Source organism: Pseudomonas sp. PB101, assembly GCF_009764265.1.
Classification (GTDB): domain Bacteria; phylum Pseudomonadota; class Gammaproteobacteria; order Pseudomonadales; family Pseudomonadaceae; genus Aquipseudomonas.
The window spans coordinates 14,811-40,428 of sequence record NZ_RWIR01000008.1 but is presented as its reverse complement, the minus strand read 5'-3'; the positions used below and the strand labels follow the sequence as shown (position 1 = coordinate 40,428).

Annotated in this window: 12 protein-coding genes; 5 read left to right on the top strand and 7 right to left on the bottom strand. The window is 60.3% G+C overall.

What is annotated here, in order from left to right; all coding sequences use genetic code 11:
- On the bottom strand, positions 1 to 10,110 hold a 10,110-nt coding region (locus EI969_RS02765), incomplete at its 3' end, for a peroxidase family protein (protein ID WP_160385816.1).
- A gap of 670 nt (positions 10,111 to 10,780) precedes the next feature.
- Between EI969_RS02765 and EI969_RS02760 the strand changes: the two genes are divergently transcribed.
- The 5 genes from EI969_RS02760 to EI969_RS02740 all read left to right on the top strand — a co-directional run bounded on the left by EI969_RS02760 (position 10,781) and on the right by EI969_RS02740 (position 17,797).
- Complete coding sequence (locus tag EI969_RS02760) at positions 10,781 to 12,517, top strand: type I secretion system permease/ATPase (RefSeq protein WP_160385815.1); 1,737 nt, start codon at positions 10,781 to 10,783, stop codon at positions 12,515 to 12,517.
- Positions 12,518 to 12,523: 6 nt separating this feature from the next.
- Complete coding sequence (locus EI969_RS02755; RefSeq protein ID WP_160385814.1) at positions 12,524 to 13,864, top strand: HlyD family type I secretion periplasmic adaptor subunit; 1,341 nt, start codon at positions 12,524 to 12,526, stop codon at positions 13,862 to 13,864.
- 1 nt (position 13,865) lies between these two features.
- Positions 13,866 to 15,194, top strand: coding sequence for a TolC family outer membrane protein (locus tag EI969_RS02750; RefSeq protein WP_160385813.1), 1,329 nt, complete (start codon positions 13,866 to 13,868; stop codon positions 15,192 to 15,194).
- A gap of 428 nt (positions 15,195 to 15,622) precedes the next feature.
- A complete protein-coding gene (locus tag EI969_RS02745) occupies positions 15,623 to 16,753 on the top strand; it encodes a carbon-nitrogen hydrolase family protein (RefSeq protein WP_160385812.1) in 1,131 nt (376 codons plus the stop codon).
- A 3-nt stretch (positions 16,754 to 16,756) separates the two neighbouring features.
- The gene (locus EI969_RS02740; protein ID WP_160385811.1) at positions 16,757 to 17,797 is read left to right on the top strand and encodes an AraC family transcriptional regulator; all 1,041 of its coding nucleotides are present in this window, start codon (positions 16,757 to 16,759) and stop codon (positions 17,795 to 17,797) included.
- 3 nt (positions 17,798 to 17,800) lie between these two features.
- Here the strand turns inward: EI969_RS02740 and EI969_RS30200 are convergent, their stop codons facing one another.
- The 6 genes from EI969_RS30200 to clpX all read right to left on the bottom strand — a co-directional run bounded on the left by EI969_RS30200 (position 17,801) and on the right by clpX (position 25,561).
- The gene (locus EI969_RS30200; protein ID WP_178120525.1) at positions 17,801 to 17,983 is read right to left on the bottom strand and encodes a hypothetical protein; all 183 of its coding nucleotides are present in this window, start codon (positions 17,981 to 17,983) and stop codon (positions 17,801 to 17,803) included.
- 154 nt (positions 17,984 to 18,137) lie between these two features.
- On the bottom strand, positions 18,138 to 18,989 hold the full coding sequence (locus tag EI969_RS02735; RefSeq protein WP_160385810.1) for a DUF2242 domain-containing protein: 852 nt from the start codon (positions 18,987 to 18,989) through the stop codon (positions 18,138 to 18,140).
- 203 nt (positions 18,990 to 19,192) lie between these two features.
- Positions 19,193 to 21,064, bottom strand: a complete 1,872-nt coding sequence (locus EI969_RS02730) for a SurA N-terminal domain-containing protein (RefSeq protein ID WP_160385809.1) — start codon at positions 21,062 to 21,064, stop codon at positions 19,193 to 19,195.
- A 233-nt stretch (positions 21,065 to 21,297) separates the two neighbouring features.
- Positions 21,298 to 21,570, bottom strand: a complete 273-nt coding sequence (locus tag EI969_RS02725; RefSeq protein WP_002552737.1) for an HU family DNA-binding protein — start codon at positions 21,568 to 21,570, stop codon at positions 21,298 to 21,300.
- Between the two features lie 149 nt (positions 21,571 to 21,719).
- On the bottom strand, positions 21,720 to 24,116 hold the full coding sequence (lon, locus tag EI969_RS02720; protein WP_150715926.1) for an endopeptidase La: 2,397 nt from the start codon (positions 24,114 to 24,116) through the stop codon (positions 21,720 to 21,722).
- A 161-nt stretch (positions 24,117 to 24,277) separates the two neighbouring features.
- Positions 24,278 to 25,561 carry an ATP-dependent Clp protease ATP-binding subunit ClpX gene (gene clpX, locus EI969_RS02715; protein ID WP_007982210.1) on the bottom strand — a complete coding sequence of 428 codons (1,284 nt, stop codon included), beginning with the start codon at positions 25,559 to 25,561 and terminating at the stop codon, positions 24,278 to 24,280.
- Between the last annotated feature and the right edge of the window lie 57 nt (positions 25,562 to 25,618).

Here is a 25,618-nt window from a genome sequence, read left to right as displayed (position 1 = left end):
GACTGAATCGACGATGTAGCCATCGTTGCCGACGCCACCCACCATCCGGTCATTACCCGCTCCGCCAGTGAGGATGTCGTTGCCAAGGCCACCCAGTAATGTGTCGTTGCCGTCACCGCCGTTGAGGCGGTCATTACCCACCCCACCGGTCATGACGTTGTTCGACGCGTTGCCGGTGCCGACGAAGTTGCCGGCTCCGAGGTAGAGCAGATGTTCGACATTGGCGCCCAGCGTGAAGCTGGCAAGCGTGGTTTGTACGGAATCCTCACCCTCACCCGTCAACTCGACCAGCAGGTCGCCGGCTGAATCGACGATGTAGCCATCGTTGCCGATGCCACCCACCATCTGGTCATTACCCGCACCGCCATTGAGCACGTCATTGCCGTCCTCGCCATTGAGGAAGTCGTTGCCGTCCCCGCCGTTGAGAGCGTCGTTGCCGATGCCGCCAAACAACTGGTCGACACCCCCCAGGCCATTGAGCGTATCGTTTCCGGCCAGGCCAAACAGCACATCGCTAGCGGCGGTACCGTTGAGGGTATTCGCCAGGGCGTCACCCGTTTGCACCGCACCCAGCAGCACGACCAGCGCCGTCGCCGCAGAGGTCACCGACTCCAGCGTGCCGAAGCCATCGGTGTAGCGCGCGATCACCCGGATTTGCTGGTTGATCTGCCCCGCACCCGGAGTGAAGTTCACGCCCGTTGCGCCAGCGATGTTGGTGAAGGTAGTCCCGGTACCTTGCTGCCATTGGTAGCTGAATGCGCCCACGCCGTCCGGATCGACAATCGCGGCCGTCTGTGCGGTCAGCACCTGCCCTTGAGTCGGTGTGGTATCGCTGATCAGCAACGCACCTGTCGGTGCATCGTTGACGTTGACCACCGGCGCCGTGGCATCGGACGGCACGCTTTCAGCGACACCGAAGTCATCCACGTAACTGACCACCACGCGCACCTGGTTGCCGACCTGAGCCTGGCCAAGCGTAAGCGTGCTGCCGGTGGCACCGGCGATGTTGACGAAGGTAACCCCGTTGGTCACCTGCCACTGGAAGGTGAACTGCGGATTGCTGAGGCCATCGACGTCGATGATGCTCGACGGGTCGGCGGTCAACACCTGGTTCTGTGTTGCAAGCCCGGTGACGGTTGGCCCTGCCGTCGGTGTGTTGTTCGCCGACGAGGAGACAAACTCCAGCGTGCCATTGCCATCCTGATACACCGCCCGAACACGGATGTTCAGGCCGGCGACATCATCCGCCACCCGGTAGGTGGCGCCGATCGCCCGCGATACCTCGCCTGCGGCGACGAAGGTGATGTCTTCATAGACACCCGAGCCAGCAACGTTTTCGACTTGCCAGTAGTAAGACACGGGACCGGTAACCGCACCGGTCGCATTGGTTGCACTCACGCTGTCCAGGTCGCGGATCGACTGACTGCTGACCCGCAGCAACTGACCGGCGACAGGCGTATCGTCACGCGCACCGGTAGTAGCGTCGAGAATTGCCAGACGCCCCACAGGTCCACTGTTCACAGCGGTGCCCACTCCGGTCGCCTGCGCCTGGTCAGAGAACTGCAGACGCTCGATGCCCGTCAGACGATCGACACCATCACGGCCCGCCACCAGGTCGGTCACGACGACGGCATTACCATCGAGCGTGACGGTGTACTCCGACGCATTACCGGAATACACCGCGGTGTCGAAGTTGTCAGTGCCGGCCAGAATCTCCCGCACGACGACCAGTTGGCCCGGATTGTAGGTACCGTTGAGCATAAACGGCACCAGCGGCTCCATGCTGTTGAAACTGGCGATTTCCGCGCCGGTACCATCAGCGTTCGCCCGTACGCTGATGCGTACGTTCAGCCACTTGTCACCATCGATGATGTCGTCACCGCCGCGACCTTCGATGAGGTCGCTGCCGCTACCACCGAGGATGATGTTGCCGCCGTCGTAGAACGTCGCTCCGGCTGCCAGCAGATCGGACAGGCCGTTGATCAGACTGATGTTGGTCAGCACACTGCCGGTTGCACCCGCGGTAGGTAGCGATGTCGCGTCTTCGTTATCACCGCGCAGGAAGTCACCGTGTGTCGAACCCGACAGGCCTTCCATGATGTCGAAGCGCACCAGCGCCGAGGCTCCCGAACCCGGCATCGGTGGCACATCGAAGAAGCGGTCGCTGTAATCGATGGTCACGCCCTGGGCGAGATCCTTGAAGGTCGCCCAGTCATAGCCCGAGCCGCCGATATAGCGGTCACCGAAGCCGAGGCTGCCAACCATGATGTCGTCGCCGCCTTCGCCGTTGAACTTATCGTTCTCGTTGCCGCCGACGAATACATCGTTGCCGATCACCGGATCGTTGCCGAGCGGATCGAAGTTGTCACCAGGTGCACCGTCCGAGGTGCCCTTCTCGATCCAGTCGTCGCCTTCGTTACCCATGTCCTGTTCGTTGGCCTTGCTGCCCAGGATGAAGTCGTTGCCCTGGCCACCAATCGCTTCGGAGGCGTCTTCACCGGTGACGATGAAGTCGCTGCCGAACCCGCCAATGATCAGGTTGACGCCATTGCCGCCGTGCAGCACGTCGTTGCCGTCGCCACCCTGGATGTTATCGTCACCACCGGTGTCGGTGATGATGTCGTCGCCAGCGCCGCCACGCAGCTGGTCGTTGCCGTCACCACCGTCGATGCGATCGTTGCCGCCGTCGCCCCAGACCGTGTCGTCGCCTTCACTGGAGATGAGGATGTCGTTGCCGTCGGTACCACCCAGCACGATGTGCTCGTCACCGCTGTAGCGGATGTAGTTGGTGTCCGCGCCCACGGTCAGCGGGTTGTCGCGGAACACCACCTGTTCGCCGTTCGGGCCAAGTGGATCGACCGCGAGCAGGCCTTCGTTGAATTGCTTGCCTGGGTCCACTTCCAGGTAGAGCCCCGGGGTCGAGAACACCAGGCCCGGCAAGTGCGTGGCCGAGGTGTTGGCCATGATCAGCTTGGCGAACGAGTTGCTTTCAAGCTCGGCATTCATCGACAGGCCAGAGGTACGCTCCAGGTAGTAGAAGCGATCGCCGTCCTGCAGTTTTTCCATCTGGTTCTCGAACACGAAGTTGAAGGTCGAGCCGAGCATGCCGCCGAACGGCGTTTTCTGTTCGGCAAGGCCGCCAATCCACATATCGATAGCATCGACGCCCGTGACCGTCACTCCCTTCAGGTCGTCGGCAGTACCCAGCACTCCATCCCTGCCGGGCAGCGTCACGTTGGCATAGGCACCGGTACCGTTGAGGAAGTCCAGGCGGTCAGCCGGGGCACCCACACCACCGAACACCAGTGCCAGGGCTGCATCGCGTTTGGCATCCATCGTGATCGCCGACGTGATCGAGGCATGCGTACCGTAGGCCGCGATGAAGTTGATCAACGACTCTGGATGCTTGAGGTGCTGCACCAGGTCGACCCAGCTGTTGTACGGCTTGAGTTGGGTGTCACCGGTTTGGCTGTAGATGTCGCGACGGAACGCGTTGAGTGAAGGAATCCCTACGTCGCGGCCACGGGCGATGTTGATCGCCGGCAGGTCGAGCGGCAGGCCGAGCAGGTTGTTACGCAGCGCCTCGGTGACGAACTCGTCGATTTCGTTACCGGCTTGCCGGGTCACCCCGCGCACGATCGCACTGGTCGCATCCTCTGGCGACACGCCACTGGCGGCATACGCCAACGGGTTGAGGAACGCCGCGATCAAGCCCAGTTGCTGATCGGGATTGGCGCTGGCCGGATCGCCCACCACGTTGAAGTCGATGTCGTAGCGATCGACCGTCTCGGTCAGCATCGAGTGGCCGAACCGGTACACGGTGTGGGCGAACTCGGCGACGATCGAGGGATCGAGGTCGACGTCATAGACCTGGGTCGGAGCGAAGAACAGGTCAACGTTAGGCTGGATGGTCCGCGCAAACTCCTCGAACACCAGGTGTTGATACTGCATCTCGGTGCCGAACTTGGCAGCCTGGAACAAGCGCTCGCCATTCCACTGCAGCGCATCGAACTCGGCCTGGGTGGTTGGCAATGCTGCCACCGGATTGAGCAGCCACTCGTTGAGGAAGGTCACGTCACCCGAATCGAGCACGGTGTCCTTGGTCTGCTGGACCAGACGGTTGTGCTCGGAGTGGAAGATCGCATGCACCGCGGTCAGGCCGATGTTCTCGTTGACCCGGCCGTCGCCAGCGATGTAGTGAGCGTCGAGCAGTTCGTTGTCATAGGTCAGGTTGTTGCCGGCCGGGCCAGTGGGCTGCGCATTACCGACAAGGGCGTCGGTATCCGCCTGCAGAACCCCACCGACGATTACTGGTGCGGCATTGTTGTTGATGTCGACGAGGAACTGGTGACCGGTACGCACAGCAGTGGTCAGGCTGATGGGGGAAGTCGGATCGCCTTCGACAAGCACGTCATCCGCCGTACCACCAATGCCGTCAGCCCCCCTCATCACAACCATCGGGAAGCCGTTCGGCCCCTTGATGAAATTGCCATAGGCGTCTGTCGCCAACAGTGGGGAGTTACCGACGTCGGCATCCGTCAGGTTGATGCCCAGAACGTCGCGGGCCTGAGCCTTGACTACCTTCCAGGTCGCCATGCCCCCGATTTCGACGTCGTCCGCGGTACCATATGTGCCATCCGCGCCCAGGTCACGGTTAGTGATCAACCTGCCGTTGGCGACGGGGCCGTCAGCGGTAAGATCATAGGAGCGCAGGAACACCTGGTGCGACGGGTGCGAGCTATAGGTCTGGTTCTGGTCCACGAACGGCGTCGTGGTGTTGGTTTGCTCATGGATGTCATCGGCCGTGCCGAGAATGCCATCCGCCCCAGGCAGGTTGGTCGCGCGGGTCACCACCATGAAGTTGGTGTTGCCGCCCGGCACAAACAGTGGATCATCCGGTTGCAGCGGGATGAAGATGGTGCCCGAACCGCCTTTGGTCACCAGGTCCAGGCCATGGTCGAAGAACTGCCCGAAGAACGTCATCCAGGAGTTGAACGGCGCGGACAAGCCTGCGTCCGCCGCGGTGTTCTCGAACATGTACACATCTTGGTCGTCGGCAGTACCGAACTGACCGTCCAGGCCAGGGCTGGCGACTACCCGTACGCCATCCTTGAGCACGTCGTCGTTACCCACCGCGCCGAAGTTGAGCACGCCGTCCGCGCCCACGTCGTGGGCCGCGGCATAGGCCGCCGGGTTGTTCGACGTCTGGTCGGAGATCAGGTTACTGATGGTGCGCGGCTGCGAGTCAAACACATTGCCGGCGTTCTGCGCATACGACGATCCAGGGACGGCCGGCGAGCCGGGGCCGAAGAAGCCGGCAGGCACACCTTCCGCCGGATTGAAGACCGGATCGCTCAAGCGCGGAAAGACGTTGTCGGCGGCACCAAACTCGGTGTTGTTGTGGCCATTGAGGTTCATCAGGTTGTTGTTCGACCCGTCGACCGCACGCAGGCCCAACGGCGCGCGAATGTTCGGGATCAGCGAGAGGATGTCCTGACCAGACGCTTCAGCCTCGGCAATCTTGATCTGGTCAAGAATGAAGTTGAGGTCGGAGCGGACCATGTGCAGGCCCGCGCCACCCGCGCTGGCATCCACCACAGGTACTGGCGCCGTCGGTACCACCGGCGTGCCGGGAGCTACTACACCAGTCGGCTCAGAGAACAACACTTCAGTGGTGCCATGAGCATCCTGGTAGATCGCCTTGACCCGCAACGACAACCCGGCAAGGTCGGGAGAGACCTTGAACGTGGTGCCGTCGGCACTCTGGAATGCCAGGTCGCCGGCCGGCAAGAGGATGATGTCCTCGAAAACGCCGCTGCCTGGCGTTGACTCGAACTGCCAGTAGTAGGACACCGAGCTATTGATCAAGCCCAGCGGATTACCCGCCGTGATGTTGTCGGCATCGCGCAACGCGTTCACGTTGACCGTCAGCGTGTCGCCCACGACTATCGCACCGCCGTTGCCGTCGATGACAGCCGGACTGCCAGTCGGCTGGGCATTGAGCCCCGGTACCAGCACTTGCTGCTCATCGGAGAACTGCAGGCGTTCGATATGCAGCAGGGTATCGGTGCCGTCGCGGCCCGCTACGCTATCTGTCACCGTATAGACATCGTCCGCCAGATCGACCGTGCCGCGGTCATCAACGGTAACCGTGTACTCGGAGGCAACCCCGGAGTAAATGGCGGTGTCGAAGGCCGCCCCGCCCGTCGAGGTACCCGGCATGATTTCCCGCACGGCCTTGAGCTGACCGGGGTTAATGGTACCGTCGATCATGAACGGGATCATATCGACCATGCTGTCGAAGGAGGCGACCTCAGGGCCCGTATGGTTGACGTCGCCAGGGGCATAAACGGCAATCCTGACGTTGATCCATTTGTCACCGTCGATCAGGTCGTCACCACCGCGACCTTCGATCAGGTCACTGCCATCGCCGCCAAGGATGATGTTGCCAGTGGCAAAGCCGGTAACCGGCAAGCCGGCATCGGCCAGGAACTGATCCAGTCCGCGGATCAGCGCGACATTGGTCAGTGCACTGCCCGTGGCACCACCGTGGTTGATGATGGTGTCGGCATCGACATCATCGCCTTTGAGCACGTCGCCGAAGCTCGAACCGGACAAACCCTCGACCTCGGCAAAACGGTCGAGAATCGAGGCCGGCGAGGCGCCGACCGGATTGAATACCCCGGCGTTCTGGTTTGGCGCGTTGCCGTGTGGCTGCGCCAGCGCGGCCAGGCTCAGGTCAGCGGTCACGCCAACCTTGTCATTCTTGTAGGTGATCCAGTCGAAGCCGGACATGCCGTCCATCTTGTCCTGGGCATCGCTGCCGACAAAGATGTCATCGCCACCCTCGCCGATCATTTCGTCGAAGCCACCGCCACCGACAAAGATATCGTTGCCGATGATGTCGTCATTGAGCAGCGGCGAGAAGTTATCGCCTGGCGCACCGTCCTGGGTGCCTTTCTCGATCCAGTCATCACCTTCGTTACCGGTCGGTGGCAGGTTGGTCTTGGCACCGAGGATGAAGTCGTCACCCTGGCCACCGAAAGTGGTGGTGATGTCTTCAGTGGTGATGATGAAGTCCTGGCCATCGCCACCCAGGATCAGGTTGCCTAAAGCAAACATGCTGCCCGCCACGATCACATCGTTACCGGCATTACCTTCCAGACGGTTGTCGCCGAACGAGTCGCTGATGATGTCATCGCCATCGCCGCCCAGCACCGCATCGTTCCCCGCACCGCCTTCGAGGCGGTCGTTGCCGGCGTCGCCGTAAACGGTGTCATCGCCATCACCGGAAATGATGATGTCATTGCCGGCGGTGCCGCCCATGACCACATGATCTTCACCGGTGTACTGCAGGTAATTGGTGTCCGCACCGGGGGTGTCGGGGTTGTCGCGAATCACCAGCGGCACGACTTCCACGCCGTTGATCATGATGCCGCCGGTCGGATCGTCGTGGCCACCCACGCCAAGGCCGGTGAACTGGTTGGCCTGATTCACTTCGAGAGTGAAGGTCGGTGTCAGGAACACGGTGTTCGACAGGTGGGTGACATCGCTGTTGAGCATGATCAACTTGGCAAACGAGTTGTTCTCAAGCTCAGTGCCGAAGTTCAGGCCCGCGGTACGTGACAGGTAGTAGAAGCGGTCGCCGTTCTGCAACGCTTCCAGCTGGGTTTCAAACACGAAGTTGAACGTCGAGCCGAGCATGCCGCCGAACGGCATTTTCTGTTCGGCGAGGCCACCGACCCAGAAATCGACGTCGTCGAGCCCGGTGATCGTCACGCCCGTCACGTCGTCTGCGGTACCCACTACCCCATCCGCGCCGGCCTGCGTTACGTTGGCCCAGGCACCGGTGCTATTGAGGAAGTCCAGGCGGTCGGCAGGCGAACCCGCGCCACCGAAGACCAGCGCCAGGGCAGCAGCGCGTTTGTCTGCCAGCGTGGTCGCCGACGTAATCGAGCTATGTGTGCCATAGGCCGCGATGAAGTTGACCAGCGACTCGGGGTGCTTGAGGTGGTCCACCAGGTCAGCCCAACTGATGTACGGCTTCAGCTGGCTGTCGCCGGTCGCTCCGTACATGTCACGACGCGCTTCATTCAACGTGGGGATGCCAGTGTCGCGACCACGCGCCAGGTTCAGGGCCGGCAAATCGAGCGGCAGACCGAGCAGGTTGTTGCGCAAGGCTTCAGTGACGAACTCGTCGATCTCGTTGCCGAGCTGGCGGGTCACGCCACGAATGATCGCACCTGCCGCCTCGTCTGCGGTCGCACCGCTGCCGGCGAACGCCAGCGGGTTGAGGAAGGCCGCGATCAGGCCCAGTTGCGAGTCCGGATTGTTCGGATCAGTGAGCAGCGGATTGAACGCAGGGTCGAAGCGATCGACGGTCTCGGTCAACATCGAGTGACCGAAGCGGTACACCACGTGGGCGAACTCGGCGAGGATCGCCGGGTTGATCGAGGTGTCGTAGCCGTTGGGCGCGAGGAACTCGTCGACCTGCGGCTGCACGGTCCGCGCGAACTCTTCGAACACCAGGTGCTGGTACTGCATCTCGGTACCGAACTTGGCGGCCTGGAACAGGCGTTCGCCGTCCCACACCAACGCCGCGATCCCGGCAGGTGTAGTCGGTATTGCGGTCACGTCGTCAGCCAGCCACTGATTGAGGAAGGCCAGGTCGCCGGAGGCCAGGATGGTGTCCTTGGACTGCTGGACCAGACGGTTGTGTTCGGAGTGGAACACATGGTGCACGGTGGTCAGGCCGATGTTCTCGTTGGCCCGGCCGTCGCCGGCAATGTAGTGGGCGTCGAGCAGTTCGTTGTCATAGGTCAGGTTGTTGCCGGTCGGGCCAGTGGGCTGCGCGTTACCGACCAGGGCGTCGCCATCCGCCTGCAGAACCCCGCCAACGACGACCGGCGCGGCATTGTGCGCGATGTCGTCGAGGAAGGCGTGGCCGGTGCTCACGGCATTGGTCAGACTGATGGGCGCTGCGCGGTTGCCTTCGACCAGTTGAGTGACGTCATCCGCCGTGCCGGCGATGCCGTCGGCACCGTTGCTGACGCGAATCACCACCTGCGGCATGCCGTTAGGCCCGCGGATGAAGTTGCCGTAGGCATCGGTTGCCAGTAACGGCACGTTGTGCACATCGGCGTCGGTCAGGTTGATACCGAGCATGTCACGGGCCTGGGCCTTGACCACTGCCCAGGTGGCCATGCCATCACCGGCGCCATCGTCCGCAGTGCCGAAGATGCCATCGGCACCGAGGTCGCGGTTGGAAATCAGGTTCCCCGTTGCCACAGGGTCACCTGCCGCGTTGAGGACGTACTCGCGCAGGAACACCTGATGCGAGGGGTGCGAACTGTAGGTCTGGCTTTGGTCGACGAACGGCGAGGTGGTATTGCTCTGGCCATCATCGGCAGTGCCGACTACGCCGTCCGCGCCGGCGGTACGCACCGCACGTGAGAGCACCATGAAGTTGGTCGGGCTGCCCGGTACGAACAACGGATCGTCCGGTTGCAGCGGAATGAATACGAGGTCGGTAGCGCTCTTGGTGACCAGGTCGAGGCCGTGGTCGAAGAACTGACCGAAGAACGTCATCCACGAGTTGAAGCCGGCGGTCAGGCCGGCGTCTGCCGACTGGTTGGGAAAGAAGAACACATCCTTGTCATCGGCCGTGCCGAACACCCCGTCCAGACCGGGGCTGGAGACGATCTCCACGCCATCCTTGAGGACGTCGTCATTACCCGCGCCCACCACACCGAAGTTGAGCACTCCGTCCAGGCCGGGGTCGAAAGCTGAGGCATAGGCCGCCGGGTTGTTGGCGGTCTGATCGACTATCAGATTACTGATGATCCGTGGTTGCGGGTCGAACACCGTCCCTGTCCCGACATAGTCCGGCAGGAACGAGGGTTCAAGCAGGCGCGGGAAGGCGTTGTCCGCGGCGCCGAACTCACTCTGGCCGGTGACCAGGTTGTTCAGGCTGCCATCGACGGTACGCAGGCCGAATGGCACCTGACTGTTGGGTAGCAAATCACTGAGGCTGGTGCCGTCGGCATTCGCCTCCGCGATGAAGATTTGCTTGAGGATGAACTCCAGGTCCGACTTGTTGAAATTGGCCATTTTGGATTGCCCTCGATCTATTTGGGTAAAGGCACGGGACGAGAAGGTCCACCCGCGCCAAGTCAAATGCTGGCTTGTGCAGTTTTTTGGTCTTGTTTTTAGCGAGAGAGCTGGCGTTACCCGGGACCCGGGATACGCGCCTGGAATTCGCGTAGTGAATTGCCCGCCGAACGGTCAGGCAAAGCGGATACGAGCCCTGGGCGGGCCATGGAAACAGGAGGTAAAGGCGAACTTGCTGGGAAGCCCCTTCACTCTGCGAAAGAACGCAATGATCAACATGCTCTGCTCCTTCCGGGAAATCACCGCGCCTTGCGTCGCCAAACCGCTGGCAAGCTTCAGGCGGGCGGGGCCCCCGATAACTAAGACTAAAGTTCCATAGCAAACCTTTGTCAATATTACGTCGTTAAAACAGACGACTGGTGACAAGCCTCTCAACTAGCTGTTTTTAAAAGACATATAGGAATCCGAGTGCAGGTATAGAGCGAAATGTTATTTCGGAGTGTTTCGCCGCCACCTACGCTCCTGCATAAGGGAGCAACGCAGAGATTTCGGAAGACTCGCCATCCACAGAGCGACCAGCCTGCGTGTGCATAAGCGCTTAAAGGAACTACATTTACTGTTAGCTGTTGCGCCATATGGGCAACCGGCTTTTCGAAGTGGGAGGATCACCATGCCCCAGCAGTCGAGCATCCGTTCCGAACTGGCCGACGCGCTCTTTCGCATGCGCCGCAGCTTTTACACACTGGGCGCGTTCAGTGGCGTGATAAACGTCATGATGTTGACGCCAGCTATTTATATGCTGCAGGTCTACGATCGAGCCCTGGTCAGTCGCAACGTCACGACGCTGACGATGCTGACTGTGTTGGTGGTCGGTCTGTTCCTGCTGATGTCCACGCTGGAGATGGTCCGCACCAAGGTCCTGATCCGCGTTGGCAACTGCCTCGACATGGACCTCAACCGGCGCATCTTCAACGCCGCATTCGAGCGCAACCTGAGTCGCGCCGGCGGCAATCCGGCCCAGGCCCTGCAGGATCTCTCACAGGTTCGCCAGTTCGTCACCGGCAACTCCCTGTTCGCGTTCTTCGATGCACCCTGGACGCCGATCTACCTGCTGGTCGCCTACCTGATCCACCCGTTGCTCGGGCTGCTCACGCTGGTCGGCTCGCTGATTCTGATGGGCCTGGCCTATCTCACGGAAAAGGCGACGCAGAAGCCGCTCGCCGAAGCCAACCAGGCCGCCATGTCCTCCGCCCAATACGCCAACAACAACCTGCGCAATGCCGAGGTCATCGAGGCCATGGGCATGCTGCCGTCGATCAGCAAGCGCTGGTACATGAGCCATTTGCGCATTCTGGAAATGCAGACCCTGGCCTCCGACCGCGCAGCCTTGATCAGCAGCACCGGGCGCTTCGTGCGGATCACCCTGCAATCGCTGATCCTTGGTGCCGGCGCACTGCTGGCGATCGAAGGCAAGATCACCCCGGGAATGATGATTGCCTGCTCGATCCTCACCGGCCGCGCACTGGGTCCGGTGGAACAGGTCATCGCATCGTGGAAGCAACTGCTGGGCTGCCGTTCCGCCTGGGGCCGGCTCAATGAAATGTTGACCGATTACCCGCGCCGGCCACCGAGCATGTCGCTGCAGCGGCCAATGGGCATGCTGGCGGTAGAGAATGTGTATGCAGGCGCCCCCGGCACTACCAACACGATTCTGCGCGGCGTGAGTTTCAGCCTTGTGCCCGGCGAAAGCCTTGGCATCATCGGCCCGTCCGCCTCGGGCAAATCCACCCTCGCCCGCCTGCTGGTTGGCGTCTGGCCGACGCAGGCCGGCAAGGTGCGCCTGGACGGCGCGGACATTTTCACCTGGAACAAGGGCGAACTCGGCCCCTGGCTGGGTTATCTGCCACAGGACGTGGAGCTGTTCGAAGGCAACATCGCCGACAACATTGCGCGCTTTGGCGACGTGGACAGCGAAGCGGTCATCCGCGCCGCCAAGATCACTGGCGTGCACGAGATGATCCTGCGATTCCCGCAGGGTTATGACACCCGCCTGGGCACCGATGGCAGCCCGCTTTCCGGTGGCCAGAAGCAACGCATCGCCTTGGCCCGCGCACTGTATGGCGAGCCTAATCTGATCGTGCTGGACGAACCCAACGCCAACCTCGATGACGTCGGCGAAAAGGCCCTGGTCGATGCGCTGGCCGAACTCAAGAGCCGTGGCGCCACCGTCATCCTGATTTCCCATCGTCCCAACGTACTCTGCGCCGTCGACAAGGTGCTGATGCTGCGTGACGGCGGCGTGCAGATGCTTGGCACCCGCGATGAAGTATTCGCAGCGCTGCGCAAGGCCAGTGTGATGCCTGCAGGCGCGTCGACTCCGCTGGCCTCCGTCAAAGCACGGGAGTGACCGATCATGCAATTGAGCCAACATACCGAAATGATTCCTGCCGATCCGCGCAGCGTCGTCGATCTGGACGTCGCCAGGCCCGCGCGTTGGGGCGTGTGGCTGGTGCTCGCCGGCTTCGGCGGCTTCCTCCTGTGGTCCTGGCTGGCACCGCTGGATGCCGGCGTGGTCGCGACCGGCACAGTCAAAGTCACCAGCAATCGCAAAGCCGTACAGCACCTGAGCGGCGGCACCGTGGAGGCCATCCTGGTTCGCGAAGGCGACCTGGTGACAAAAGGACAGGAGGTGGTTCGCCTCGACTCGTTGCGTGCCGCTGCCGAAGAGGGTGCGATCAGCGCCCAGTACATCGTCAGCAAGACCGTGGAAAACCGCCTGGAAGCGGAGCGTGACGGTCGCGATGTGGTGGCCTTCGACCCCGAGCTGCTCAAGCGCTTCAAGGGCGATTACCGACTGGAGGCCGCCATGGATCTGCAGCAGCGCCTGCTCGACACCCGTCGTGCCGGACTCGCTGGCGAAATCAGCATCCTGCAGGAGAACCTCGCGGCATCGGCAGTGCAGCAAAAGGGCCTGCAGCAGGTCTATGCCGCCCGCGCCTCGCAGATCAACTTCCTCAATCAGGAACTGCAAGGCACCCGCGTGCTGTCGGCCGAAGGCTATGTGCCACGCAACCGCCTGCTCGAGCTGGAACGCAGCAACGCCGACCTCTCCGCCGGTCAGGCCGAGAACCTCAACAACATCGCGCGCATACGCAGCCAGACCACCGAGATCAAGCTGCGCATCCTGCAGCGTCAGCACGATTACCTGAAGGAAGTCGAATCGCAGCTGACGGAAACCGCCAAGGAAAACACCACATTGGCCGACCGCTTGCGCGCACTCGACTATGAAGTGACCCACACGGTGATTCGCTCGCCGATCGACGGCGTGGTCCAGGGCCTGAGCATCGCCACGGTCGGCGGGGTCATTCAACCCGGCTTCAAGATCATGGAAATCGTTCCGCTCGACCAGCCGCTGCAGGTCGACGCGATGATTCCCGTGCAGGCCATCGACAAGATGGTGCCCGGGTTGCCCGTGGACATTTCGTTCCCGGCCTTCAACCATGCCAAGACACCCAACATCCCCGGCCGCGTGAAGACCATCTCCGCCGACCGCCTGATGGACGAGGAAAGCAAGCAACCGTTCTATCTGGCCCAGGTAGAAGTCACGCCCGACGGCATGAGCCTGCTGGGTACCAATCACATTCGCCCTGGCATGCCTGCCAGCGTCACCATCAAAACCGGCGAACGCAACATGATGAGCTATCTTCTTAAACCAATGCTCGAACGTGTGGACAGCTCATTCAAGGAACAATGAAATGGACCGTCATTGCCTGCTCTACTGCCTGCTCGGGCTGGCCCTGCCTGCCGATGCCATGGATCTCAAGCAAGCCTGGGATCTGTTGCAATACCAGGGCCCTATCTACCAGGCCGCCGTGCATGAAAAACAAGCCGGCGGCGAAAACCGCGCCATCGGCAAGGCCGGCCTGCTGCCACAGATCAATGCCTCGGGCTACAACAACAAGGTCAATGGCTCGCAAAGCCAAAACAACATCGACAACGATCTGCACTACGACTCCAAGGGCGCCAACGTGCGCCTGCGCCAGCCTTTGTTCAACAAACAGAAAATGGCCGAGTACCGCCAGGGTCATCAGCGTGCCGACTACAGCAACGCCGTATTCGATGCCAAGAGCCAGGATGCTGCGGTGCGCCTGGCCGAAAGCTATTTCGATGTGCTGCTGGCCAGCGAAACCATTTCCCTGGCCAAATCCAAGCTGAGCGCCTTCGATGAACAACTCGCCTCGGCGAAACGGCGCATGGAGTTGGGGGCAGGCACCATTACCGACATCGACGAGTCGCTCGCTCGCCGCGACCTCGCCGAAGCCGAACTGATCGAAGCCCAGGACAACCTGGTCAACGCGCGCCGCAAGCTTGAGGAATACATCGGCGAAACCCCGGAATCACTGACCACCTTGCGCCCGAGCTTCGATACACCACCGCTGCTGCCGAGCAACCTGCAGGACTGGCTGGTCAAGGCCCAGGCCGATAGCCCGCTGATCCATGCACGCCGTTACAGCCGCGACCTCGCCGAAGAAGAGGTCAAGCGCAACAGGGCCGGCCACTGGCCAACCCTGGATTTCATCGCTGGTTACACGGCGGGCGAAAGCCAGTCGCTCTCCGAGTTGAATCAACGCAACCACTACGGCTCGGTCGGGCTGGAAGTCAATATTCCGTTGTACAGCGGTGGCGGCGTCAGCGCACTGACGCGCCAGGCCGCCGCCAATAGTGATAAAGCCCTGGATGAACTTGACGCCGCGCGCCAGGAAGTCATCACCGGAACCACCCGTGAGTATCAAGGCATCCTGAGCGGCGCCAAACGCATTCGCGCACTGGAGAAGGCGGTAGCGTCCAACGAACGCTCTCTGGCATCGTCACGCAAGGGCTTCAAGGAAGGTGGCACCAGCACCAACTCGGATGTCCTCAATGCCGAAGAGCTGCTCTTCGTTGCGCGTCACGACCTGTTCGACGCCAAGTTGCGCTATCTGATGTCGCGCCTGCGCCTGGCCTCTTCGGTGGGCAGCCTGGGCGACGACGATATCGAGCAGATCAACGAATACCTCGGCCCGGAACTGCTGGTCACCAACTAGTAACGCACACAGACCTGTAGGAGCCGGCTTGCCGGCGATGGACTCAAGAGCGCCGCGTCCATCCAGTTCACCCGCGTTATCGTTGACGTCCATCGCGAGCAGGCTCGCTCCTACAAGGGACTGTGTGACCTCCAAACCCTGTAGGAGCCGGCTTGCCGGCGATGGACTCAAGAGCGCCGCGTTTATCCGGTTCACACGCGTTATCGTTAACGACCATCGCGAGCAAGCTCGCTCCCACAAGGGACCGCGCAATACCTGTAGGAGCCGGCTTGCCGGCTCCTACAAGAGATCGTGTGACCTCCACGCCAGTGAAAGCCAAAAAATACATCAGCGTTGAAAAGTGCCCACCCAGCCTTTGATTCCATTTATCCTCGATCCGCTTTCAAATCAAAAGCCACGCCCGTCTCCAGACTGTAAACTGTGTCCCCATGCGCAAACTCTTGTACCTGACATTCTCCATGGCATTGCTCGCCGCCCTCACGACCTACGCGATGTGGGCCGCCGACCGGCCGGTGGGTCATTACCTTTCAGACCTGCGGATCAACCTGGCTGTCGACCAGGGCACGCCTGCGGACCGTGGCAATCTGCTGGGCATTCAGCCCGAACTGTTTCCTACCGATTATCAAAGCCCCGAGCGTTTGCACCGCAAGCTCGCGGCCTATTTGCAAGCGGCCCGGGACCAGGGCTTGTTGAACGGCAAGACCGTCGTGGTATTGCCGGAACACGTCGGTACCTGGTTGATGGTCAGCGGCGAGAAGGATGAGCTGTATCAGGCCAGCTCTCTCAAGGAAGCCATGAACTGGCTGGCGGTGAGCAATCCCCTGAAGTTCGCCAGGGCGCTGATCAGCGCCGACGGCGGCAACCGCCTGGACGATGCGCACCTGCGCATGAAAGCCAAGGCGATGGCCAGGGACTACCAGGCATTGTTCGGCGGATTGGCCAGGGAATTCCACGTGACGCTGGTCGCGGGCTCCATCGTGCTGCCCGAGCCGAGCATCGTCGATGGCACCTTGAAAACAGGTCGCGGCGCGCTCTACAACAGCAGCGTGGTCTTCAACAACGACGGCCTGCCGATCGGCCAGCCCCAGCGCCAGATGCACCCCTTCTTCGCCGAACAGAGCGGGATCAAGGCGAACGCCGAGCGGTCGCTCAACGTCGTTGATACCCCCGCAGGAAGACTGGGCGTATTGATCGGCCACGACAGCTGGTACCCGGAAAACTACCTCAAGCTCAACGACCAGAATGTCCAGCTGGTTGCGGTACCGGCCTTTGTCGCCGGCCGAGGCACCTGGGAGCAGCCGTGGCGCGGCTACAGGAGCTCATCGGAGCCGGCGCAGGTCACCCTCAAGCCTGGAGAGGTCAGCGAAGGCCAGGCCTGGCAGCGCCTGAACCTCGCGACCCGGGTACCGGACAGTCAGGCAGTTGCAGGCATGAGTGTGTTCCTGCGGGGCCAGTTCTGGGATCAGGGCAGCGCCGGGCACAGTTTTCTCAGTCGCAACGGCCAGCACTTCGCCGATGGCAACGCCCAGGGTGCGCGCTTGCTGAACCTCTGGTTGTAAGCCATGAAACCGCAGCCCATGCGCCTGGGCGATCTGTCGGTGGGTTTTGTCCATAGCCTGGCCGATGCCGTGCGCAGTCATGGCATCGATCCGCAACCACTGCTCGATCAATACGGTCTCGATGCCGCGCGACTGAGCGAGGCCGGTGCCAGACTGTCGATACCGCGCTACATGCGCCTGGGTCACAGCGCCATTCAACTGACCGACAACCCGGCCCTGGGCTTGCGCATGGGTCAGCTCAGTCGCCTGAGCCAGATCGGCCTCGCAGGCGTCACCGCCGCCCAGGCACCGACAGTCCGAGAGGCCGCGCGCTGTCTGATTAGATTCGAAGCCTTGTATGGCTCGAACTATCGCGGTCAATCCAGCTTTCACGAAGACGCCCGGGGCGCGTGGCTGCGTTTCTATTCGATCAGCCCCTACAACGCCTACAACCGCTTCGTGGTGGACTCGATCGTCGCCGGCTGGCTGCAGCAGTTATCCAGTGTCAGCCCTGTCCCGCTGCGCGCCGAACGTATCGAGATCGAATTCGAAGAACCCGGTTACCGCTCGGCCTATGATGTTTTGGGGGACTGTCCGATTCAGTTTGGTAGCGAACGCAATCAACTGCGCTTGAGCCTGGCCAGTCTTGCCCAGCGCAACGCCGAGCATTGCCCGAGCACCTGGCGGCATTTGCTGCAACTGTGTGAGCAGGAGCTGGAACGACTGACACGCACCCGCAGCCTGCGTGAGCGGATCATTGCGCTGCTGGGACCCTTGCTCAACGGTGGCCGGGAGCCCGACCTGCAAGAGGTGGCGGCGCGCCTGAAGCTGCCGACCTGGACCTTGCGCCGCCGGCTCGTCGAAGAAGGCACGCAATTTCGTGCGATTCTCAACGACACCCGACGCGACCTGGCCATGACGTACATACGCGACACGGAACTGGCGTTCGGAGAGATCGCCTACCTGCTGGGCTTTGCCTCAGCCGAGGCGTTTCAACGCGCATTCAAACGCTGGAACGGGCAGACACCCGGCGAATTTCGCCGCAGCCATCGCCAATCCGCCTGACGCTCAAAGCTCGGTGGCGTCTTCCGCAGGCTCCAGTGGGTCCAGTTCGAACGCCTGATACTCGAGCAGCTCTTCTTGATAATCGTCCATTTTTGAATCCCCCAACCCGTCTTGAAAAAACGCCTGAATAAATGACCTGTCCCCTGAGAATAAAGTGCCCGTGTGAAAGAAAAATGACGCGGGCACGACACTCCGTCGCTACTGAATAAAACGTAGCAGCTGGTCAGGAATTTATCATCGGTTTTTTTTGCGGGAAACCGCAGAACAGCGGACTTGCCTGATGCAGGTCAATCAGTGGGGCGCTCGCAGGATCGGCTCATCCGATCCTGTGCTGTCGCCTTCACTGGCCGGAGACAGGCATCGCCGGAATGGGTTCGCTCGGCGGCGGCAAGTCACTCGGGTTCGACGGTGGCGTGATGATCTCCGAGGACTGTGCAGGCTCTGCACTCTCGGCCGGAGTGATCGGCGCCGCTTCGGGCGGTGGGGCAAGCGGTTCGGAGGCCGCAGGTGCTACTTCAACAGGTGCAGGCGCAACCACAGCGGCAGCAGGCTCCGAGGTGGGTGCCGCTACGGGGGCAGGCGCGAGCGGTGCCGGTGCCGCCTTGACTTCAGGCATGCCCAGGTCGGTTTTCGGTTTTTCGGTGATGTGCGCGGCCTTTTTCGCTTCCGGCGGCAGGAACAGCTCGACCAGTGCGAAGAAACGCTCGTAGAACTTGGCCGACGATACAGTCTCGCTGGCGACCTTGACCATCGAATCGTCCGATGAACCGATCGGCATCGACACCGAGCCCAGCACACCCACACCGAGACTGGCGGAGTTGTTGGTTTTCTTCAGCGCATAACGATCCTGCAGGGCGTTGGCAAACACGGTTGCGTGATGCCCTTCGCTGCCGTCATCGGCACAGACCACACTGAAGCTGATCTCCATGTGGTTTTCCCCGGTTTGCTGGAAGCTCTTGTGACCGCTGACCAGCTTCGAATCGTTGCTGGTGATGATGTAGCCCTGGCTGAGCAGGGCGCGACGGACGGCTTCACAACTCTGGGCATCGGTGACCGGATAGTTGCGCGAGAAGGTGCCGGAATCGTCGAAGTTCTCATGCTCGTAGATGGCGCTTTTGTTCGATGAACAACCAGCCGCGATGGCGAGCACGGCTGCCATCCCGACAACCCGCATGGGAAGTGATTTAAACATTGAACATCCTGAGGAAAACGGTTCGGGGCATATTGTGCAACAGATCGATGCTTAGCGGAGCATCGATTGTGTCTTAAAACGGTTACAGGCTGATTGACCCCGGTTTTGCGCAAAAGTCACCGCGGCAAATGACGTACGGCCAAACAAAAAGACCCCGGCGTTTCGGCCGGGGTCTCCTGTGCAGCGTCAAACCTGGTCAGGCATCAGAACTTCTTGATGTCCGCCTGGCTTTCCAGCTGTTTGCGATACGCCGCAAAGTCTTGCTGGCCGATGCGCGAAGCGAGGTAGCGACGATACTGCGCTTTCTCTTCGTCAGTCGGTGCCGCAGCTTCGTTCACGCCATTGAGACGCACGATCATCAGGCTGCCATCCGCCAGCGTGACGCTGGTGAAGGTCGGCTTGTCCTTGGCCGCAGGCTTGGCCATGCGGAACAGCGCTTGCAGCACGGCTGGGTCAACCCCTTCCTGAGCGCGGGTCGCCGCTTCGGTGACTTTCCAGGCCTGACCGTCGACCGCCTGATCCAGCGGGGTCTTGCCATCGCGCAGGCCAGCGATCAGGGCTTCAGCCTTGGTCTTGGCTTCGGCGCTGGCGTGTTCCTTGGCCAGTTGCGCACGGATCGGGCCATCAACGCTTTCCAGCGGCAGTTGCGAAGGCTTCAGGTGCTCCTTGGCACGCAACACGACCACGGTTTCCGGATCGAGCTCGATGGCGGTGCTGTTGGCACCCTCATCCAGCACTTCAGGGCTGAACGCGGCAGTGATCACGGCACGATTGGCTGCAATACCCTCGCCACCTTCACGGCCGAACGGCTTGGACGTCTGCACGGTCAGTTTCAGGTCCTGCGCCGGCTGAGCCAGATCGGACGCTTCGAACGACGCGTCTTCCAGTTGCTTGCTCGCCTCGACGAAACGCTGCTCGACCTGCTGGGTTTTCAGAGCACGGGTCAGCTTGTCTTTCAGGCTGGCGAAGGTTGGCACTTCAGGTGCTTCCACACCCAACAGCTTGATCAGGTGGAAACCGAAATCAGTGCGAACCGGTGCGGATACCTGATCCTTGGTCAACGCATACAGGGCTTTTTCGAACGCCGGGTCGTAGACGCCAGGACCGGCATAACCGAGGTCGCCGCCGTTGTTCGCCGAACCCGGATCCTGGGAGAATTCCTTGGCCAGCGCCTCGAACTGCTCACCCTTGGCCAGACGGGCCTGGATCTCGTCGATCTTCGCCTTGGCTTGCGCCTCGGTGGTCTTGTCGTTCACTTCAATCAGAATGTGCGCAGCCCGGCGTTGCTCGGACAGGTTCGCGATTTCTTTCTGATAGGCCGCTTGCAGGTCTTCGTCGTTGACGCTGACCTGATCGAAGAAGGAAGCCTTCTTCAGCTCGAGGTAATCGATGACCACCTGGTCCGGGGTCATGAACTCCTTGGCGTGTTCGTCGTAATAGGCTTTGACCTCTTCGTCGGTCAGCTTCACAGCCGCCGGGTCAGCCTTGATGTTCAGCGAGGCGAAATCGCGGGTCTGTTTTTCCAGACGGGCAAATGCCAGCACTTGCGCATCGGTCACGAAACCGCTGCCCGCCAGGCCGGCGCGCAGCTGACCGATCAGCATTTCCTGGGCCAGCATCTGGCGGAATTGCATGCGGCTATAGCCGAGTTGGCGAATCACCTGGTCGAAACGCTCGGGGCTGAACTTGCCGTCAACCTGAAACTCTGGTGTTTGCAGGATGACCTGATCAAGTGCCGCTTCGGAAAAAGCGAATTTCGATTGCTCTGCGCCTTGCAGCAGCAGCTTGCGATCGATCAGGCCCTTGAGAGCCGATTCGCGCAACATTTTCTCGTCCAGCAAGGAAGCATCGAAATCCTTGCCCAGCTGTTGCATGAGCTGGCGGCGTTGCATATCGACCGCCTGGCTCAGCTCGTTCTGGCTGATTTCTTCACCATTGACCTTCGCCGCGTCATTCTTGTGCGTCGTGGCCTGAAAAATGGCGTCGAAACCGGTCAAGGCCATCAGTGCAACGATGACCCCGATAATAGTCTTGGCAATCCAGCCTTGTGAATTGTCCCTGATATTCTGCAGCATGCGTCCCCCAGAAACGGTTGAACTTCAAAATTAGGCAACCGTGGAGCGTGGGTAGAATCCGGATAGAAGAAAGGCGCATCCGAGGATGCGCCTTCTCGTAACTGGCGGAGCGGATCGAGGGCTCGAACTGGCGACCCTCGGTGTCTTGAACCGGCGACCTGCAGTCAGGACTGCCGCTCCGCTGCCAAGTCAGGCATGACCCCGACCCGGATGGGTAAAAACCTGAATCGAACTTAGTTGACAGCTTCTTTCAGTGCTTTACCGGCTTTGAAACCTGGTTTTTTGGCTGCTGCGATTTCCAGCGTCTTACCGGTCTGTGGGTTACGACCAATGCGAGCTGGACGATCGGTGACGGAGAAAGTACCGAAACCAACCAGAACAACAGAGTCGCCAGCCTTGAGAGCGCCAGTGACGGATTCGATTACAGCGTCCAGCGCACGGCCAGCAGCAGCTTTCGGGATATCAGCGGATGCAGCGATAGCATCAATCAGTTCCGACTTGTTCACTCTAAGTCCCCTTATATCTATTTGAGTATGATTCTAAGTTTTTTTGGTTAAAGCAAAAACGAGTGCTGAATGGCCTACAGACACTTAAGAGCCGCTTTATAACAAGGGCTCTAAAAAACTGTCAAGGAAGCCCCCCAGGCAAATACGTACTAATGCGTGCTAATTCTTTCCTTAGAATCCGCGTCGCGTTTCTCATCCTTCGCGACTATCTCCGGAGCCACGTCCGGCAAGGGCTCCGGCGCGTATTGCAACGCAATTTGCAGGACCTCGTCAATCCATTTAACCGGTTTAATCTGTAGATCCTGCTTGATATTGTCCGGAATCTCTTTGAGATCGCGCACATTCTCTTCAGGAATGATCACCGTCTTGATTCCGCCACGGTGGGCAGCCAGCAGTTTTTCTTTCAAACCGCCAATCGCCAGCACCTGGCCACGCAAAGTGATTTCGCCGGTCATGGCAACATCCGCGCGCACCGGAATGCCGGTCAAGGCCGAAACAAGGGCCGTGCACATGCCTACACCCGCGCTGGGGCCGTCTTTCGGGGTCGCCCCTTCTGGCATATGGATATGCGTGTCGCGCTTCTCATGGAAGTCCAGGGGAATCCCCAGGCTCTTCGCCCGGCTACGAACGACGGTCAAGGCTGCGGTGATCGACTCGACCATCACATCACCCAGGGAACCGGTCTTGATCAACTGGCCCTTGCCCGGCACCACAGCGGCTTCGATGGTCAGCAGTTCGCCGCCCACCTGAGTCCACGCCAGCCCGGTCACCTGACCGATCTGATCCTGCTGCTCGGCCAGGCCGTAACGGAATTTACGCACGCCGAGGTAATGTTCCAGATCGTCGACAGTGACCTTCACCGAGAAGCGTTTTTCCAGCGCATGCTCTTTAACCGCCTTGCGGCAAACCTTGGCAATCTGGCGTTCCAGCCCACGCACACCGGCTTCGCGGGTGTAGTAACGGATGATATCGCGGATCGCTTCGGCGTCGAATTCCAGCTCGCCTTTCTTCAAACCGTTGGCAGTGATCTGCTTCGGCGAAAGGTACTTGACGGCGATGTTGATCTTTTCGTCTTCGGTGTAGCCCGGCAGGCGAATCACTTCCATCCGGTCCAGCAATGCCGGCGGGATGTTCATCGAGTTCGAGGTGCACAGGAACATCACATCGGACAGGTCGTAATCGACTTCCAGATAGTGATCGTTGAAGTTGTGGTTCTGCTCCGGATCGAGCACTTCCAGCAACGCCGATGCCGGATCGCCACGCATGTCGCTGCCCATTTTGTCGATTTCATCGAGCAGGAACAGCGGGTTGCGGACACCCACTTTTGTCATCTTTTGAATCAATCTTCCTGGCATCGAACCGATGTAAGTACGGCGATGACCACGAATTTCCGCTTCATCACGCACGCCGCCGAGGGCCATGCGCACGAATTTGCGGTTGGTGGCGTGCGCGATCGACTCCGCCAGGGAGGTCTTGCCCACCCCTGGAGGACCGACCAGGCACAACACCGGACCACGAATCTTCTTCACGCGTTTTTGCACGGCGAGGTATTCAAGGATGCGTTCCTTGACCTCTTCGAGGCCGTAGTGATCGGCATCAAGAATGTCTTCGGCACGCGCCAGATCCAGGCGCACCTTGCTCTGGGCCTTCCACGGCACCTGAACCAGCCAGTCGATGTACGAACGCACCACGGTCGCTTCGGCAGACATCGGCGACATTTGCTTGAGCTTGTTCAGCTCGGCCGTGGCCTTGGCCAGCGCGTCTTTCGGCAGGCCGGCGGCATCGATACGCTTTTTCAGCTCTTCGACTTCGTTGTGACCCTCGTCGCTGTCGCCGAGCTCTTTCTGAATGGCCTTCATCTGCTCGTTCAGGTAGTACTCGCGCTGACTGCGCTCCATTTGCTTTTTGACGCGACCGCGAATGCGTTTTTCGACTTGCAGCAGATCGATCTCGGCATCCAGCAACGCCAGAACGTGCTCGACCCGGGCCGACAAATCGATGATTTCGAGGATTTCCTGCTTCTGCTCGATCTTCAGCGCCATGTGCGCGGCCATGGTATCCACCAAGCGGCCTGGCTCGTCGATGCTGTTGAGCGACGACAGGACTTCAGCCGGGACTTTCTTGCCCAACTGCACATATTGCTCGAACTGGGACAGTAGGCTGCGCACGAACACTTCCGACTCGCGCTCTGGTGCGTCCACTTCGTCGATCAGGGAGACTTCGGCACGGCAGTGGCCGTCCACTTCAATGAAGCGCTCGACGGCGCCGCGCTGCTCGCCCTCGACCAGAACCTTGACGGTGCCGTCAGGCAGCTTCAGCAGCTGCAGAACGGTGGCAATCGTACCAACGCGATACAGGGCATCTTCGCCGGGATCGTCGTCAGCCGGGTTTCTCTGGGCCAGCAGAAGAATCTGCTTGTCACCCGTCATCGCAGCCTCGAGGGCTTCGATGGATTTCTCGCGCCCCACGAACAGCGGGATAACCATGTGCGGATAAACCACGACATCACGCAATGGCAGGAGAGGCAATTCGATGGTTGTCTTCATGATTTCGCCTCTACGGCGGCCATAAGGCCGTAAACAGATGGAAGTAAGCTTGAAACCAAGATGGGGGCTGCCTTGAAAAAAAACAAGCGCAAAGACAGGGTTAAAACACATGAAAAGAAAAGGGGCCCGAAGGCCCCTTCTTTGTTCAAGCTGCGTGACGCTTAGGCGTCTGGCGCGGCCTTGGCGGTCGGCTCACTGTTTTCGTAGATATACAGTGGCTTGGACTTGCCTTCTATCACGCTTTCATCGATCACTACTTTGCTCACCTCCGATTGCGAGGGGATTTCATACATAGTGTCGAGCAATACACCTTCGAGAATCGAACGCAGGCCACGGGCACCGGTTTTACGCTCCAGGGCACGCTTGGCGACCGATTTCAGAGCGTCGGAACGGAATTCCAGATCAACGCCTTCCATCTCGAACAGCTTGGCATACTGCTTGGTCAGGGCATTTTTCGGCTCGGTGAGGATCTGCATCAACGCAGCCTCGTCAAGCTCGTCCAGCGTCGCAAGTACCGGCAGACGACCGACGAATTCCGGGATCAGACCGAACTTGACCAGATCGTCAGGCTCGACTTCACGCAGGGATTCACCGACTTTCTTGCCTTCTTCCTTGCTGCGCACTTCCGCGTTGAAACCGATGCCGCCCTTGGTGGAACGGTTTTGAATAACCTTTTCCAGACCGGAGAACGCACCACCGCAGATGAACAGGATGTTACGGGTGTCGACCTGCAGGAATTCCTGCTGCGGATGCTTGCGACCACCTTGAGGCGGAACGGAAGCGACCGTGCCTTCGATCAACTTGAGCAGGGCTTGCTGCACGCCCTCACCGGAAACATCCCGGGTGATCGACGGGTTGTCGGACTTGCGCGAAATCTTGTCGATTTCATCGATGTAGACAATGCCCATCTGGGCCTTTTCCACGTCGTAATCGCATTTCTGCAGCAGCTTCTGAATGATGTTCTCGACATCCTCACCCACGTAACCCGCCTCGGTGAGGGTGGTTGCGTCAGCGATGGTGAACGGAACGTTCAGCAAGCGGGCCAGTGTTTCGGCAAGCAGGGTTTTACCCGAGCCTGTCGGGCCGATCAGCAGGATGTTGCTCTTGCCGAGTTCGACGTCGTCATTCTTTTTGTCGCGCTGGTTCAGACGTTTGTAGTGGTTGTACACCGCTACGGCCAGAACCTTTTTCGCACGCTCCTGACCAATCACATACTGATCAAGGATGCCGCTGATTTCTTTAGGCGAAGGCAATTTATGCGCGCTGCTCTCGGCCTGTGCTTCCTGCACCTCCTCGCGGATGATGTCATTGCACAGGTCGACGCACTCGTCGCAGATAAAGACCGAGGGGCCGGCAATCAATTTGCGCACTTCATGCTGGCTTTTGCCACAGAAGGAGCAATAGAGCAGCTTGCCGTTGTCCTCGCCGTTGCGGGTGTCAGTCATTCGTTCGATCCAAATCCGATAGGCTTGCAACACAAGATGAAGGCTATTGCGGGCTTT

What these genes read in the sequence shown, in the direction of transcription:
- EI969_RS02735 (WP_160385810.1), bottom strand. Translation starts at nt 18,989, where the DNA reads ATGTTTAAATCACTTCCCATGCGGGTTGTCGGGATGGCAGCCGTGCTC.
- EI969_RS02745 (WP_160385812.1), top strand. Translation starts at nt 15,623, where the DNA reads ATGCGCAAACTCTTGTACCTGACATTCTCCATGGCATTGCTCGCCGCC.
- clpX (WP_007982210.1), bottom strand. Translation starts at nt 25,561, where the DNA reads ATGACTGACACCCGCAACGGCGAGGACAACGGCAAGCTGCTCTATTGC.
- EI969_RS02740 (WP_160385811.1), top strand. Translation starts at nt 16,757, where the DNA reads ATGAAACCGCAGCCCATGCGCCTGGGCGATCTGTCGGTGGGTTTTGTC.
- EI969_RS02760 (WP_160385815.1), top strand. Translation starts at nt 10,781, where the DNA reads ATGCCCCAGCAGTCGAGCATCCGTTCCGAACTGGCCGACGCGCTCTTT.
- EI969_RS02755 (WP_160385814.1), top strand. Translation starts at nt 12,524, where the DNA reads ATGCAATTGAGCCAACATACCGAAATGATTCCTGCCGATCCGCGCAGC.
- EI969_RS02750 (WP_160385813.1), top strand. Translation starts at nt 13,866, where the DNA reads ATGGACCGTCATTGCCTGCTCTACTGCCTGCTCGGGCTGGCCCTGCCT.
- EI969_RS02730 (WP_160385809.1), bottom strand. Translation starts at nt 21,064, where the DNA reads ATGCTGCAGAATATCAGGGACAATTCACAAGGCTGGATTGCCAAGACT.
- lon (WP_150715926.1), bottom strand. Translation starts at nt 24,116, where the DNA reads ATGAAGACAACCATCGAATTGCCTCTCCTGCCATTGCGTGATGTCGTG.